This is a genomic window from Frankia sp. Mgl5 (assembly GCF_023242985.1).
GTDB lineage: Bacteria > Actinomycetota > Actinomycetes > Frankiales > Frankiaceae > Parafrankia > Parafrankia soli.
The window spans coordinates 44,446-58,784 of sequence record NZ_JALKFY010000607.1 but is presented as its reverse complement, the minus strand read 5'-3'; the positions used below and the strand labels follow the sequence as shown (position 1 = coordinate 58,784).

The following is a 14,339-nucleotide window of genomic DNA, read 5'->3' as shown; positions in this document are numbered from 1 at the left end:
TTGCCTTTTTTGCCTGATTTGGCGCTCCTTTGTCGGCGCGCCGTTTCGACCTCGCCGCCGACGCCTGGAACGCGCTGGCCGAGAGACGGGCGGCTTGAGATCGTTCCCGCGCCGACACCGATGACGCTGGTGGACGAGGGCGACGGTGTGGCCGCCGCCGCCGAGACGGAAATGCCGGTGCTGACGGGCCGCCCTGGTACGTGCCGCGCTGGAACGAACCCGGCGATGAACCGGTGCCGCCCCGAGGACGCGGATCAGGCCGACGCCTCGGCGCGGCGCCGCCGCGGTCGTACCGGGTCCGGCGTGAACACCAGCAGGAAGGAGTAGTAGAAGCTCTCCTCGCCGATCGTCTTCTGCTCCGCCACCCGGAGGCCGGCCGCGCCGGCCCGGCGAATCACCTCGAACGGATCCACCGGCATTATGCGTAACGCCACGACGGCACCGTCCACCCAGACCTTGTAAAGCGGGTTGTCCCGGGTGTATCCGGGGTTGATGTCGGTGACGATCAGTGACCCGCCCGGCCGGAGCAGCCTTCTGAGCACGCCGAAGTCGGGCGGCTCCGGCATCGAGGACAGCACCAGGGACAGCATGATGACGTCATAGGAATGGGCCTCGAGCTGACCGAGTGCGCGGTTCATGTCGTCGACCACGACCTCGGAGCCGCGCCCGAGCGGATGACCCCAGAGATTCCGGCGGAATTCGGCCGCCATCGCCGGGCAGCTGTCGACGTACGTCCAGTTCATCGTCGTGTCATTGAAGAAATGGATCGCGATGACCTTGCCCGTGCCGCCGCCGAGGTCGAGCACCTTGAGGCCGGGCCGCTGGTCGCGGATGGCCTGCAGTTGCGCGACGGTCGCGAGATGTGTCGACACCAGGTTCCCGGAGTTGCGCAGGTCGTAGTTCGAGGCGATTTCCTGGTAGAAGTCGCGGGACTGGTCCACTCCATACTCGCGCTGGGGCGCCGCGGCACGGCCGGCGGTCCCGGCCCGGCCGCCCAGCCGGCTTGAACGAAACGCCCGGGACGCGAGCGGGGTCAGCCGGCGCCCGATCTGCGGCGGCCAGAACGAAATCGAGCGCCCCTGCCAGAACGCCGCCGCTACCAGGAACGCCACGAACACACCGACGGTTGCGGCGGCCCAGGGCGCTGCCGGGCCGAACACCTCGAACACGTTCGATACGTCCATAGTCACCCCGTGGTCGCGGTTCCGGATCAGAATGGACTGTCCGTGCGTTCCCGCCGGCTCGCCGGAGGGATCGTGGAACCGAGCATCAGATACATCGCCCCCGGTGGTGAGGGTGGAGTGTCCCGGGAGAGAAGGACATCTGACATGGACGCGACACGCTGGGCGCCGGACGCCGGAATTCAGGCGCTGGTGGCCGGCGCCGGCGAGCTGATGTCCGGGCTGTGCGGCGACCTGCTTGCCGCGGGATACGAGGCGAGGTCGGCCCCCACCGGCGCGGTCGCGCTCGCGGCACTCGGAGAGGCGCCCTACGACCTGATCTTCATCGATGGGGGACTGCCGGACTGCGCTGACCTGTGCCGCCAGATCCGGGCCCGGCCTCAGCACGCCGACCTGTACATCACCCTCGTGGTGCCGGCCGGCGAACAGACCCTGCCCGACGGCGTCGACGACTACCTGATCAGCCCGTTCGACCGGCTCCAACTGCTGGCCCGGGCGTCTGCCGGCGTGCGCAGCGCCCAACTCCACCGCAACGAGACCCGCCTGCGGACGCTGCTCACGAACGCCCCGGGCGCCATCTACCGCTGCGCCAACGACCCCAGTTGGACGATGGAGCTGATCAGCGACGACATCGAGCGCATCTCCGGGTATCCGGCCGCCGATTTCGTCGACAGCGCGGTGCGCAGTTTCGCCAGCGTCATCCACCCCGACGACCGGGAGATGGTGGAGCGCGCCGTCACCGAGGGAACCCGGCAGGGCAGGGCGTTCGTGCTCGAATACCGCATCGTCCGGGCCGACGGAACCGTCGCCTGGGTCCGCGAGCGCGGCCAGGAAGTGCACAGCGGCAACGGCCGGAGCTGGTTGGACGGGGTGATCTTCGACATCACCGAGTGGAAGCTGACCGAGGATCAGTTGGAGCAGTCGCGCCGCCAGCTCGCCGTGGCCGACGAACGCCAACGTATCGCCCGGGAACTGCACGACGGGGTGATCCAGTCACTGTCCGGGGTCCTGCTGACGCTCCAGGCGGCCGAGACACTGGCCGACCAGCCTGACGCGACCCGCGCCCGCCTGGCCGACAGCGTCGACCGCATCGACATCGCGATCCAGGAAATCCGGGATTACGTCTTCAACCTGCGTCCGGCGTTGCCGCCCGACCGGCACCTCTACGACGAGCTCCAGGCCCTGGCGGAGAGCTTCCAGCGTGATACGGGGATTGTCGTCGCCGTCGACCGCGATCCGACGGTCACAGCCGAGCTTGCCCCGCAGGCCGGCGACATTCTTCAGATCGCCCGGGAGGCGCTGTCCAACGTCCGCCGGCACGCGCAGGCCACGACCTGCCGGCTGAGCCTCATCCGGGCGACGGGCACGGCGGTGCTCGAGATCGACGACGACGGGCGGGGATTCGACCTGGCCGCGGCGGCCGGGCGGGGCCAGGGGCTGCGGAACCTCAGCGAGCGGTCGGCGAACCTGCGCGGCCGGCTCGACATCGAGTCCGGTGCGGAGGGCAGCACGGTGACGGTGCGGATACCACTTCCGCCGGGATGAGTGAGCCGTCCGCCTACCGGGTGCCCCGGCGGGCCAGGAAAGCCGCCGCCTCGCCCCGCCGGGAAAGGCCGAGCTTCTGAAGAATGACCGACACGTAATTGCGGGCGGTCTTCTCGGCCAGATTCAGGTGGAGGCCGATCTCCCGGTTGGTCCGGCCGGCCGCCACGAGCGCCAGGATGCGCCTTTCCTGGGCCGACAGCCGGCTCAGCCGCTCGTCGGCTCCCGACGGTTCGCGGGCCGCCCCGAGCCGGATCTGTTCCAGCAGTACCCCGGTGACCGTCTTGTCGACCACGTGCTGGCCGTCACCGACCGACCGGACCGCGGAGACCAACTCATCGCGCCGGATCTGTTTCAACACGTAACCGCTCGCGCCGGCCTGGATCGACGAGATGAGCGCCTGCTCGTCGGGGAACGATGTCAGCATCAGGACCCGAACGTCGGGAAACCGGGTCCGGACGGTCCTGGTCGCCTCGATGCCGCTGCTGTCGTCCAGCCGGATGTCCATCACGACCACATCCGGACGGTGGTCGCGGACCACCTCGACAGCGGTTGAGGCGGAGGTGGCTTCGGCGACCACGACGATGTCCGGGTGGGCTTCCAGCATGGTACGGACGCCCTGACGGACGATTTCATGGTCGTCCACGAGGATCACACGCAGACGGTCGACCACGACGACATGATCGCATGACCTCAGCCGTTTGTGGCCGTTTACCGAAGCCAAGCTCTGAATGCCAATGGCTGCGCGTGGCCGAGTGATCAGATCCGGGCCGCGCCGGCCCCTGGATGGGCACCGGAGGTCGGGGCGCGGTGATGCGCGTGTTACATCGGCCTGATCATCCGCGTCAGGGTCGTGACGGCGGATGGCGAGACAAGGGCGATCATGACTGGACAGGACTGGCTGGCCGCGCGGTTCGACGAACATCGGGCGCATCTGCGCTCGGTCGCGTGTCGGATGCTCGGCTCGTTGCACGAGGCGGACGACGCGGTGCAGGAGTCCTGGTTGCGGTTCAGCTCGGCCGACACCAGCGACGTGGCGAACCTGCGCGGTTGGCTGACCACGGTCACCGGCCGGGTCTGCCTGGACATGCTGCGGTCGCGCGGCACGCGTCGGGAACAGTCGTTGGACGTCCACGTGCCGGACCCGATCGTGAGTCCGGCCGACGGCGTCGACCCTGAGCGGGAGGCGCTGCTCGCGGAGTCGGTGGGGCTCGCGCTGCACGTGGTCCTGGGGACTCTCACCCCTGCCGAGCGGCTGGCCTTCGTGCTGCATGACATGTTCGCGGTGCCGTTCGGCGACATCGCGGCGATGCTCGGCAGGTCTACGGCGGCGACCAAGCAGTTGGCGAGCCGTGCCCGGGGGCGGATCCGGACCGGCGGGCCGCTGCCGGAGGCGGACCTGGCCCAGCAGCACGAAGCGGTCCGCGCGTTCTTCGAAGCGGCACGCGGCGGTGACTTCGACGCCCTCCTCGCGCTCCTCGCCCCGGACGTCGAGATGCGCTCGGACGGCGGCGCCGCCCGCCCGCGGGCCACCGCGGTGCTCCGGGGAGCGGCATCGGTCGCCGGCCGGGCGCTGATGTTCGCCCGGCCGGACGCCGAGGTTCACCCGGCCCTGGTGAACGGGGCTGCCGGCGCGGTCATCACCCTGGGCGGCCGGCCGATTTCGATCATGGGATTCATCGTCCGGGACCGGCTGATCGTCGCGGTCGACGTGCTCGCCGACGTCGACCGGTTGGGACGGCTCGAGTTGTCCGCCTTCGCGAGCTGACGGCAGGGGCGGCGGCCCGAGCGGGGGCCGGGCCGCCCCGCCTCGCCGTTCCTCAGCCCCAGTTGGCGCCCGCCGGTTCCTTGATCGTGGTGTTGATCCGGTTGAAGAAGTTCGTGGTCGCGATCATCAGAATGATCGCCGCGAGCTGCTTGTCGTCGTAGTGCCCGCGGGCCTCGTCCCAGAGCTCGTCGGTGACCTGACCGGGCCGGTCACTGAGTCGGGTGGCCGCCTCGGTGAGCGCGAGGGCGGCCCGTTCGGCGTCGTCGAAAAGCGGAGACTCGTACCACGCCGCCACGGCGAGCAGGCGGTCCGCGCTCTCGCCGGCCTTCGTGGCTCCGGTCACCCCGGCGTGCACGCACGCGCTGCAGCCGTTGATCTGGCTGGCTCGCAGGTGCACCAGCTCCAGCGTCCGCTGTGCCACGCCGCCCGTGCTCATCGCCTTGTAGAGGCCCTGGATCGCCTCCATCGCGTGCGGGAGCACCATCGCCGGGTTGGTCATCCGTGCCTGCATCGTCAACTCTCCTCCTGGGGCGTCTGCCCGCTCGACTGACGAGTCACGGCTATGACGGATCGGAGCGACGGAAGGTAACGAGCACGGGGCCTCTGCCGCGGGACCGTGGACTCGTGTCCGTGGCGACCACCGCGCAGGCGCACAGACCTCCGAGCACGGAAGGTGGACGGCGGATGGTGACAGTGGCGATCGTGAGTCCCGGCGCGATGGGCTCGGCGCTGGGGCGCGGCTACGTCGAGGGCGGCGCCAGGGCCATAGCCTGCGCGGCGGGCCGATCAGAGCGGACCCGCGCGCTCGCCCACGGACTGGAACTGGCCGACTCCCTGGAGGAGGCGGTTGGCGCGGCGGACATCGTTCTGTCGGTGGTTCCGCCCGGCGAGGCGCTCGCGGTGGCCGGGATGATCCGACGGTCGGCTGCCGCAGTGGGCGTCTCGCCGCTGGTCGCGGAGCTCAACGGCGGGGTTGGGCCGTAGGCCGTCACCGCGCAGCCCGCAGGCCGTCGAGCATGACGGTGACGAGGTGGTCGTCGGCGCGGGCTCCCGGCCGGCAGACCATCACGTTCAGCAGGCCGACGACTTCGCGGGGCGGGATGTCCGGGCGCAATGTCCGCTCCCGCTGGGCCTGTTCGACGACGGCTGCGAGCAAGGCGTCGGCCTCGGCCGTCAGGATGGCCACCGTCGGTGCGGTGGCCACCCCCTCGGCCAGCGTCTTGACCAGGGCCAGCGGCAGCTTGGTGCAGTGCTCGATGATGCGCAGCAGGACCTGCCAGCCGGGGAGGTCCCGTGCCGCCTCGGCGCGGCCGAACGCGAGGAAGCGCTCGAGGGTGTCGGCCGCGATGGTCTCCAGCAGGGCCGCCCGATCGGGGAAGTGCCGGTAGAGCGTCCCCACTCCGAGCCCGGCCGCGCTTGCGATCTCCTCCATGGAGACAGCCGCGCCACGCTCGGTGAACAGCTCGCGTGCGGCGGCGGAGATCAGCTCGCGGTTGCGTCGGGCGTCGGATCGCACAGCCTGGCTCCCCCCGGAATCTGAGCCCTCAGATTACTGTCCAAGAGGAAGCGGAACATCCGATTCATCTTGGAGGCATCGATGCGGTTGGGTGTTTACGTGGGCGGGGCCGGTTCCACCCTGGAGGAGATGATCGGGCAGGCGTGCGCGGCCGCCGACGCCGGCCTCGACAGCGCCTTCTTCAGTCAGATCACCGCGTGGGACGCGCTCACCGTCGCCGCGCTCGCGGGGCAGCGGGTGCCGGGCATCGAGCTCGGCACCGCCGTCGTGCAGACCTATCCCCGCCATCCGCTCGTGCTCGCCGGGCAGGCGCTCACCGCCCAGGTCGCAACCGGGCACCGGTTCACCCTCGGGGTCGGGCCGAGCCACCGGCACTTCATCGAGGGCGCCTTCGGTCACTCCTACGACCAGCCGGCCCAGCACACCCGGGAGTACCTGTCCGCGCTGCGTCCGCTGCTGCGCGGGGAGCACGTCGAGCACCGGGGATCCTTCCTGACCGTGGCGGGGCAGGTCGAGGTGCCCGGTGCCACCGCCGTCCCGGTCCTGCTGGCCGCGCTCGGGCCGGTCATGCTGCGCGTCGCCGGCGAGCTGGCCGACGGGACGGTGACGGTGTGGGCCGGTCCCGAGGCCATCGCCGGGCATGTCGTGCCGACGATCACCCGTGCCGCCGCGGCGGCGGGCCGGCCCGCCCCGCGGATCGTGGCCGCCGTCCCGATCAGCGTCACCGCTGATCCGGAGGGGGTGCGGCAGGCGGTCGAGGCGCACGTGGGCTTCGCCGCCAGCTTCCCGGCCTACCGCACGATCCTGGCGCGGGACGGCAGGTCGGCTGTGCGGGAGACGGTCGTCGCGGGAGACGAGGCGACCGTCGCGTCGTCGATCCGGCAGTTCGCCGACGCCGGGGTGACCGATCTGCTGGCCAGCCTCGTCGGCAGCGACGAAGATCGACGGCGGACCCTGCGGTGGCTCGGGTCGCGGCGTCGGGCCGACTGGAATTAGCTGAACGACCGGGCGGGATCGGCGCCTTCGTCGCTCCCGCCCTGGCCGGTCCGCACCGTATCTGGGAGAGCCGTCGCGCCCACGGATGCCGCGGAATCAGCTGTCGGAGTTCCTGTCGGGGATGCGCCTACCGGTCAGCCGGCCCCTGGCTGACCGGTGGACGGCTCACCGCGTGGGTCGGGGACGCCGACGGGGTTGGGCCAGAGCAGGAGGGGGGCGGCGGCCTGGGCGATCGGGGCCAGCAGGGCTGCGGTGCGTCGGGTGGCGTCCGGGCCGAGCGTGTCCCAGGGGGAGCGTGCGAGTCGGTCCGTCGTCGCCTCCAGTTCGCGGGCCGCGCCGAGGGCCGCGTCGGTCGGTGTGCCGGTGGGATCCAGCCATCCGCGGGTGCGCAGCCGGTCGGCGGCGGCGTCCCACTCGTCGTCCGTCCAGCCGCGGATCTGCTGGTAGAAGGCACGGTCGGTGCCGCCTCTGCTGACCCGCCACACGAGGCTCTCCGGGCCGTCCAGGCCCGCGGTGACGAGGGCGGCGACGTGCCCGTCGCCGCGGTGTTCCCGGAGCACGGTGGCGGCGTGCCAGATGATCTCCAGTGGGTCCTCGGGCCAGGGCAGGGCGGCGTTCGCCGCGCCCAGCACCCGCCCGGCGACCGGGACGCGCGCCGCCGCCGCGCGCAGCAGCCCGGCGAGCTCCGCGAGTTCGGCCTGGTCGATCTCGGCGACCAGCGGGCCGAGTGCCGCCCTGGCCGCGCCGAGCCGGACGGCCAGGGCCTTCTCCGGTGCGATGCGGGTCCAGACGTCCGGCAGCGCCCTGGCCACCATGGCCGGCGCGAACCCGAAGAAGCTCCCGACGACCGGCCCTGGTCCGACCGGCCCGAGCGGGGCGACCCGGCCGGCGAAGTACCCGCGCCAGTACCCGCGCAGCCCGGCGTCCTGCCACGCCTGAAGGCAGGCCGGCGCGAAATAGGTGACGGCGTGCACCGGTTCGAACAGCCGCCACATCTGCTGGGCCACGCTCCGCTCGGCCATGGCCCCACCCAATTGCGACCGCCGGCCTGGGTCAAGCTCTGGGAGCCTCGCGCACGGTACCTGCGGCGCTTGACCTTCACGCGAGCGTCAAGGTTTAGCGTCCGGCGGCATGACCGGCCTTTCGCGTCCTGGCAGTCCGTCAGACAGCCCCGCAGGCAACCCCGCAAGCCCCGCCGGGGGCGGCAGTGGTTGGCAGGTTCACCTCGCCGCTCGTCCCGCCGGGTTGCCCGTCCCCGATGACTTCGCCCTCGTGCGGACGACGGTCCCGGAGCCGGCGGCGGGGCAGGTGCTCGTGCGCAATCTGGTCCTGTCCCTCGACGCCGGGATGCGGCTGCGGATGAGCGACGTGGGTGTTCCGCTTCCGCTGTACACCGTCGGCGCCGTGATGGACGGGGACGCTGTCGGGGAGGTGGTTCGCAGCGCCAGCGTTGACCTCGCCGTCGGTGACCTGGTCCACCACGGCCTGGGCTGGCGGGAGTACGCGGTGGCCGACGCGGCGCGGTTCCGGCGGATCGACGACACTGCCTTCCCCACCGTGTCCGCGCATCTCGCGTCCTACCTGACCGCATGGGTCGGGGTGGTCGACGTCGCCCGGATGGCTCCGGGAGACACCGTCTTCGTCTCGGGGGCCGCCGGTTCCGTCGGCGGCCTGGCCGGCCAGATCGCCCGGCTGAAGGGTGCCGGTCGCGTCGTCGGCAGCGTCGGCTCCCCGGCGAAGGCCGCCCACGTGACCGGGCGACTCGGTTTCGACGCGGCTTTCGACCACCACGACGGCCGGCACGCCGACCGGCTGCGGGAGGTCGCTCCGGACGGCGTCGACGTCTATTTCGACAACACCGGCGGCGCGCAGCTCGAGGCGGCGATCGAGGTGATGAATCCGCACGGCCGGATCGCGCTGTGCGGGGCATTGGCGGCGCAGAACGGCGGCACCGGCGCGGCCGGGCCGTCGAACCTGATCCTTGCCATCGGCAAACGGCTCACGATGCGGGGTTTCCTCACGAGCGATCATCTCGACCGCGCGAAACAGGCCCACACCGACGTCGCCGGATGGCTCCGTGACGGCAGCCTGACCCTTGACCAGACGATCGTCGACGGGCTGGAGAACGCCCCGCAGGCCTTCATCGACATGCTGGGCGGTGCGTATACCGGCAAGGTCGTCGTCCGGCTCCCGAAACAGACCCGTCAGGCTACGGTTGTCCGCGGAGGTGGTGGCGGTGCGAATCGGTGAACTGGCGTGCGCGGCGGGGACGACCACTCGGGCGCTGCGCTACTACGAGGAGCAGGGCCTGCTCAATCCACAGCGCGCCGCGAGTGGTTACCGGTACTACGACCGCGAAGCCGTCACGCGGGTCGAAAACATCCGCAGACTGCTCGCGACGGGCTTCACGCTGCAGGACATCCGCTCCTTTCTTGCCTTCCTCGACCGCCCGCTGCCCGACCAGTTCCGTCCGGCGCCCATGTGCCAGGACGCGCTCGCGGTCGCCGCTCGGCGTCTTGCCTCGCTCGACGAACGCATCGATGCCCTGACACAGCTCCGGGACCGACTGGCGCGGCGGCTTCCCGAGCTTGCGGCGAACACGGGCGAGGCGCGTTCGGCGGGGTGGCCGAGGTCCTCGGCGACCTGATCTGTCGCGAACGGCTGACGTTCCGCGTCTGAAAAGTGACTGCTCGGGTGCTCATGGGAAGCGTCTGCGCCTTGACGGGGTAGTAAGTATGCGCTTACTTTTGACCGGGCGCCGCGGCCCCCACGGGTGTGGGTTCCGGCGGGAGGAGGACTGTGTCCACCCAGGCTTTCGAGGACTTCGATCCGTTCGACCTGGCGCACGCCGAGCGCCATCACGCTGTGATGGCGGACATGCGCGAGCGGTGCCCGGTCGCGCGGCTGTCCTCCGGCATGATCGCCGTGACCCGGTTCGCCGACGTCCGCGCGACCCTGCACGAGCCCGCCCCGCGTAACTCCCACGCGGCCACGTGGGATTGACCGCCGAGCCCGCGGCCGAGTTCCTCCACCTGGTGCGGACGAAGTCCCGCGCCATTCTTTCCGTTCTGATGTCCAGTTTTTCGCGTGCTGCGAGTGCGGGTCGGCGGCGCATTGAGTTGGGAGCATTCTCGTGAGTATTCAGCAACCCGAAGCTCGTCCGGATCTCGGCTACCCGCTGATCGACGCCGACAATCACTACTATGAGCCGCACGACTGTTTCACCCGCCTGATCGAACCGGCCTTCGCCGACCGTGCCATCAACGTGCGGGTCGACGCCAGGGGCCGCGGCAAGCTCTACTTCGGCGACCGGCAGTTCCGTTTCATGCGGGTGATCCAGACCGACTACATCGGCGCGCCGGGCTCGCTGCGCCGGATGCTGGACGACCCCGACAGCAAGGACGGCTTCGTCCACCGCGAGATCATCCGCGGCTGGGACCACCCCGACATGATGCAGCGCGACGCGCGCATAGCGAAGATGGACGAGCAGGGCGTCCAGGCGGGCCTGATGCTCGGCACGGCGATGCTGCAGGCCGAGAACGAGCTGCACGACGACGTCCCCGCGCTCTACGCGAACATCCGCGCCTACAACCGCTGGCTGGACGAGGAGTGGGGCTTCAACCGGGACAACCGGATCATCACCGCGCCGATGATCTCCCTGGTGGACGCCGAGCTGGCCACCGCCGAGATCGAGCGGGTCATCGCCGCCGGTGCCCGCGCGGTCGTCATGAAGCCCGGTCCGCTGTGGGGCCGCTCCCCGGTCGACCCCGTGTACGACGGGTTCTGGTCGCGGTTGCAGGAGGCGGACGTCAAGCTCGTCTTCCACAGCACCGACCCGCGCTACCTGGCCACGCTCGGCGTGCAGTTCGGCGAGTCGCCGACGCCGCCCCTGCAGGGCCAGACGCCGTTCCAGTGGTACCTCGTCTCCGGCAGGCCGGTCGCCGACACACTCGCGTCCTACGTCCTGAACAACCTGTTCGGACGGTTCCCGCGGCTGACCGTCGTCGCGCTCGAGTGCGGCGTCAACTGGGTCGTCCCGCTGCTGCACGACGTCGACCACGCCGCGCACATGGGCCGTAAGGGGCACTGGCCGGGCGGTGAGGTGGTCGGCCGGCCGAGCGAGATCCTCATGGAGCACCTCTACGTCTCGCCGTTCTACGAGGAGGACGTGGTCGGCCTGGTCAGGGCGATCGGCCCGGAGCGTGTGCTCTTCGGGTCCGACTACCCGCACCCGGAGGGGGTCCTGTGGCCGGTGGAGTTCGCGGCCAGGCTGGACGGCCTCGACGAGCGTTCGGTGCGCATGATCATGCGCGGTAACGCCGCGCGCCTGCTCGGCATCGAGGACTGATCCCGACCGGCGCGAAACCCGACCGGCGCGAAACCCGACCGGCGCGAAACCCGACCGGCGCGAAACCCGGCCGGTACACAGTCCGTCCGGCGTGCAACCCGTCCGGAACGAAAAGGGAGCGAGCGGAAACGGTGACCGAAGCTGTCAACCGGCCGGCCGGCATGCCCGACCCCGTCGTGGCCCCGGTCAACGAGGGGATGTGGCGGGCGGCCGCGGCCGGGCGCCTCGACGTCCAGCGGTGTGCGTCCTGCGGCGCGCACCGCTACCCGCCCACCGAGGGCTGCTACCGCTGCAGCTCACCGGAGTGGGAGTGGTCGACGGTGCCCGGCACCGGCACCGTGTACTCCTACATCTGGGTGCCCGACCGGACGCGGGCGGCCGAGCCGCGACCGGCCGTCTACAACGTCGCCGTCGTCACGCTGGACGGCACCGAGGGAGATCCCGTGCGGATCCTCAGCAACGTCGTCGACGCCTGGACCCAGGACGACCTCCAGGTCGGGCAGCGGGTCGGGCTCGCGCCGGTGACCTTCGGCGACGGCCTGGCCCTGCCCTGCTTCCGGATGCTGGCATGAGCGGCGGGTTCATCCGGGACGCCGCCTGCATCGTCGGGATCGGTCACTCACAGTACGGAACCCGCGGCTCGCTGGCGCCGCTCGGCCTGACCCGCATCGCCTTCGACGCCGTCCACGACGCCTGCGCCGACGCCGGGCTCGACGTCAGGGACATCGACGGGTTCGCCGGCTACTGCGACGACCCGACCCTGCCCGCCGACCTGGCCGTAGCGCTCGGCACCCGGGAGTTGCGGTACGCCGGCATGACCTGGGGCGGTCGTGGCTCGGGGCTGCCCGGCGCGGTGGCGGGCGCCTACGCCGCGGTCGCCACCGGACTGGCCGACCACGTCGTGGTCGTGCGCTCGATCATCCAGCAGGCGCGGCTGGGGCAGTCGGTGGCCGCCGGTGTGCAGCCGGGGCAGGCGATTGGGCTGTCGGCGTCCTACACCTCGCCGTTCGGCATGGCGCTGCCGGCCGCGATCTACGCGATGAAGGCCCGCCGGCACATGGCGCTGCACGGCACGACGACCGAGCAGTTCGCGCAGGTCGCCATCAACGCGCGGCGCAACGCGGTGAACAACCCCGACGCGCGTTTCCGCACGGAGATCACCGTTGAGGATCATCACGCCTCCCGGCTGATCTGTGACCCGCTGCGGCTGCTGGACTGCTGCATGGAGTCCGACGGCGCCGCCGCCGTGATCGTCACGACGCCCGAGCGTGCCCGGGACCTGCGCCAGCCACCCGTGCGCGTCCGCGCGGTCGCGACGACCGGCGAGTACAAGTGGGCCACCGCGTCGTTCAACACCGTCGACGAGGATTTCGTCAGCACCGGGCACCGCCGAGCCGCCCGCGATCTCTACCAACGGGCGGGCCTGGGCCCCGAGGACGTCGACGTCGCACTGATCTACGACGGGTTCACGCCGTCGGTGATCATGAGCCTCGAGGATTTCGGCTTCTGCGGTATCGGCGAGGGCGGCCCGTTCGTCGAAGGGGGCGCCATCCGGCGGGAGGGCGGCATTCCCGTCAACACCCACGGCGGGAATCTCGCCGAGGTCTACCTGCAGGGCATCACCCACCTGCTCGAAGGCGTCCGGCAACTGCGCGGGACGGCCGTCAACCAGGTGGCCGGCGCCGACGTCGCCCTCTACGCTTCCGGGGTCGGCGCCTCGCCGGGCGGCGGGGTGCTGCTCCGCCGCTGGTGAGCGGCGTCCATCCGGAAGGAGAATCATGAGCTTGTTGGAGAAGTACGGACCCTGGGCTCTGGTGGTCGGCGGCTCGGAGGGAATCGGCGAAGGCTATGCCCGCAAGCTCGCCGCCCAGGGATTCAATCTGGTTCTCACGGCGCGCAAGCCGGGCCCGCTGAACGCCCTCGCCGACGACCTGCGCGAAGCCGGCACGGAGGTACGGGTCTTATCCGTCGACCTGAGCCGGCCGGACGCCCTCGAGCAGACGCGGACCGTGACCGACGACATCGAGATCGGCCTGCTCATCTACAACGCCGGGGCCAACAGCGTCCGCGGGGACCTCGTCGAGCTGGATCCAGAGGTCTACCGGGCGGTCATCGCCGTCAACGTGCTCGGCCAGACCGAGTTCGCGCGGCACTACGGCGGCCTCATGCGCGGGCGGAAGCGCGGGGGAATAATCCTGTCCGGATCGAGCGCCGGTTACATGGGCGCGCCGTCGCTCGCCGCCTACTGCGGCTCGAAGGCCTTCAGCCGCATCTTCAGCGAGGCGCTGTGGATTGAGTGCGAGAAGTACGGAGTCGATGTGCTCCACTTCTGCGTCGGCTTCACGGCCACTCCCGCGATGGCCCGGCTGGGGTACCCACTGGACGCCGCTCAGCCCGCCGACGAGGCCGCGCAGGAGGCCCTGGACAATCTCGCGAACGGCCCGGTGTGGATCGCCGGCGGGCAGCGGTCCGTCGAGAACGCGATCAACCGGTCCAGAGTCGACGACCGCGCCGAAGCCGTTCGCACCTTCGCCACCCCGGGAAGATTCTAGGAAGGCAAGCCTCTAGGAAGAACTGACGGAGCCTGGGTGCGGGACGGTGCCGTGACCGCGGATAAGCAGGTCGTCGTGGTGCCGGCGGGCGGCCAGGAGGTCGTCGAGGTTGTCCCGGGCCCAGCTCCGGGCCGCGTCGACCAGTTGCAGCAGCGACCGGCCGAGGGCGGTCAGCCGGTACTCGACCCGGGGCGGGTTCTCGTCGAAGGCGTTTCTGCTCACCAGGCCGTCGCGTTCCATCGCGCGGAGGGTTTCGGCCAGGACCTTCGCGCTCACCGAGCCGAGGATCTGCCTGAGCTCGGTGAACCGCCGCGGCCGCGCCTCGAGACACAGGACGACCATCGCGGTCCACTTGTCGCCGATCCGCACCGGGAATGCGCTCATCGGGCAGGCCGGATCGAACGTCGGGGCTTCGGCCGCGTTCTCCATCCGGCCA

17 protein-coding genes are annotated in these 14,339 nt (G+C 70.9%); 11 read left to right on the top strand and 6 right to left on the bottom strand.

Annotated elements, in window-relative coordinates:
• Positions 1–254: 254 nt before the first annotated feature.
• Complete coding sequence (locus MXD62_RS12315; protein ID WP_248829409.1) at positions 255–1,184, bottom strand: class I SAM-dependent methyltransferase; 930 nt, start codon at positions 1,182–1,184, stop codon at positions 255–257.
• Positions 1,185–1,328: 144 nt separating this feature from the next.
• Between MXD62_RS12315 and MXD62_RS12310 the strand changes: the two genes are divergently transcribed.
• The gene (locus MXD62_RS12310; RefSeq protein WP_248829408.1) at positions 1,329–2,726 is read left to right on the top strand and encodes a PAS domain-containing protein; all 1,398 of its coding nucleotides are present in this window, start codon (positions 1,329–1,331) and stop codon (positions 2,724–2,726) included.
• A gap of 13 nt (positions 2,727–2,739) precedes the next feature.
• Here MXD62_RS12310 and MXD62_RS12305 read toward each other — a convergent pair whose 3' ends face one another.
• Positions 2,740–3,396, bottom strand: a complete 657-nt coding sequence (locus tag MXD62_RS12305) for a response regulator transcription factor (RefSeq protein ID WP_248829407.1) — start codon at positions 3,394–3,396, stop codon at positions 2,740–2,742.
• A 210-nt stretch (positions 3,397–3,606) separates the two neighbouring features.
• Here MXD62_RS12305 and MXD62_RS12300 point away from each other — a divergent pair, with 210 nt between their 5' ends.
• Positions 3,607–4,491, top strand: a complete 885-nt coding sequence (locus tag MXD62_RS12300) for a sigma-70 family RNA polymerase sigma factor (protein ID WP_248829406.1) — start codon at positions 3,607–3,609, stop codon at positions 4,489–4,491.
• Between the two features lie 52 nt (positions 4,492–4,543).
• Here the strand turns inward: MXD62_RS12300 and MXD62_RS12295 are convergent, their stop codons facing one another.
• Positions 4,544–5,002 carry a carboxymuconolactone decarboxylase family protein gene (locus MXD62_RS12295; protein WP_248829405.1) on the bottom strand — a complete coding sequence of 153 codons (459 nt, stop codon included), beginning with the start codon at positions 5,000–5,002 and terminating at the stop codon, positions 4,544–4,546.
• Between the two features lie 173 nt (positions 5,003–5,175).
• On the opposite strand from MXD62_RS12295, the gene MXD62_RS12290 reads away from it, so the two are divergent.
• Positions 5,176–5,475, top strand: coding sequence for an NAD(P)-binding domain-containing protein (locus tag MXD62_RS12290; protein WP_248829404.1), 300 nt, complete (start codon positions 5,176–5,178; stop codon positions 5,473–5,475).
• Positions 5,476–5,479: 4 nt separating this feature from the next.
• On the opposite strand, the gene MXD62_RS12285 is transcribed toward MXD62_RS12290, so the two are convergent.
• Complete coding sequence (locus tag MXD62_RS12285; RefSeq protein WP_248829403.1) at positions 5,480–6,007, bottom strand: TetR/AcrR family transcriptional regulator; 528 nt, start codon at positions 6,005–6,007, stop codon at positions 5,480–5,482.
• A gap of 81 nt (positions 6,008–6,088) precedes the next feature.
• Here MXD62_RS12285 and MXD62_RS12280 point away from each other — a divergent pair, with 81 nt between their 5' ends.
• Positions 6,089–7,003, top strand: a complete 915-nt coding sequence (locus MXD62_RS12280; protein ID WP_248829402.1) for a TIGR03564 family F420-dependent LLM class oxidoreductase — start codon at positions 6,089–6,091, stop codon at positions 7,001–7,003.
• 134 nt (positions 7,004–7,137) lie between these two features.
• Here the strand turns inward: MXD62_RS12280 and MXD62_RS12275 are convergent, their stop codons facing one another.
• Positions 7,138–8,025: a hypothetical protein gene (locus MXD62_RS12275; RefSeq protein WP_248829401.1), complete on the bottom strand. Its 888-nt coding sequence runs from the start codon at positions 8,023–8,025 to the stop codon at positions 7,138–7,140.
• Between the two features lie 109 nt (positions 8,026–8,134).
• Here MXD62_RS12275 and MXD62_RS12270 point away from each other — a divergent pair, with 109 nt between their 5' ends.
• From MXD62_RS12270 to MXD62_RS12240, 7 genes are all read left to right on the top strand, one after another.
• Positions 8,135–9,253, top strand: a complete 1,119-nt coding sequence (locus MXD62_RS12270) for an NADP-dependent oxidoreductase (RefSeq protein ID WP_251081554.1) — start codon at positions 8,135–8,137, stop codon at positions 9,251–9,253.
• Complete coding sequence (locus tag MXD62_RS12265) at positions 9,240–9,650, top strand: MerR family transcriptional regulator (protein WP_248829399.1); 411 nt, start codon at positions 9,240–9,242, stop codon at positions 9,648–9,650. Before MXD62_RS12270 ends, MXD62_RS12265 begins: the two co-directional genes overlap by 14 nt.
• Before the next feature lie 152 nt (positions 9,651–9,802).
• Complete coding sequence (locus tag MXD62_RS12260) at positions 9,803–10,006, top strand: cytochrome P450 (RefSeq protein WP_248829398.1); 204 nt, start codon at positions 9,803–9,805, stop codon at positions 10,004–10,006.
• Positions 10,007–10,136: 130 nt separating this feature from the next.
• A complete protein-coding gene (locus tag MXD62_RS12255) occupies positions 10,137–11,351 on the top strand; it encodes an amidohydrolase family protein (protein ID WP_248829397.1) in 1,215 nt (404 codons plus the stop codon).
• Between the two features lie 131 nt (positions 11,352–11,482).
• Positions 11,483–11,923 carry an OB-fold domain-containing protein gene (locus tag MXD62_RS12250; RefSeq protein WP_248829396.1) on the top strand — a complete coding sequence of 147 codons (441 nt, stop codon included), beginning with the start codon at positions 11,483–11,485 and terminating at the stop codon, positions 11,921–11,923.
• The gene (locus MXD62_RS12245) at positions 11,920–13,104 is read left to right on the top strand and encodes a lipid-transfer protein (RefSeq protein WP_248829395.1); all 1,185 of its coding nucleotides are present in this window, start codon (positions 11,920–11,922) and stop codon (positions 13,102–13,104) included. The genes MXD62_RS12250 and MXD62_RS12245 overlap by 4 nt, the downstream gene beginning before the upstream one ends.
• A 25-nt stretch (positions 13,105–13,129) precedes the next feature.
• Positions 13,130–13,903 (top strand): SDR family oxidoreductase, encoded by a 774-nt coding sequence (locus MXD62_RS12240; protein WP_131626672.1) that lies wholly within the window; start codon positions 13,130–13,132, stop codon positions 13,901–13,903.
• A gap of 12 nt (positions 13,904–13,915) precedes the next feature.
• Here the strand turns inward: MXD62_RS12240 and MXD62_RS12235 are convergent, their stop codons facing one another.
• Positions 13,916–14,332: a helix-turn-helix domain-containing protein gene (locus MXD62_RS12235; protein ID WP_248829394.1), complete on the bottom strand. Its 417-nt coding sequence runs from the start codon at positions 14,330–14,332 to the stop codon at positions 13,916–13,918.
• Positions 14,333–14,339 lie beyond the last annotated feature (7 nt).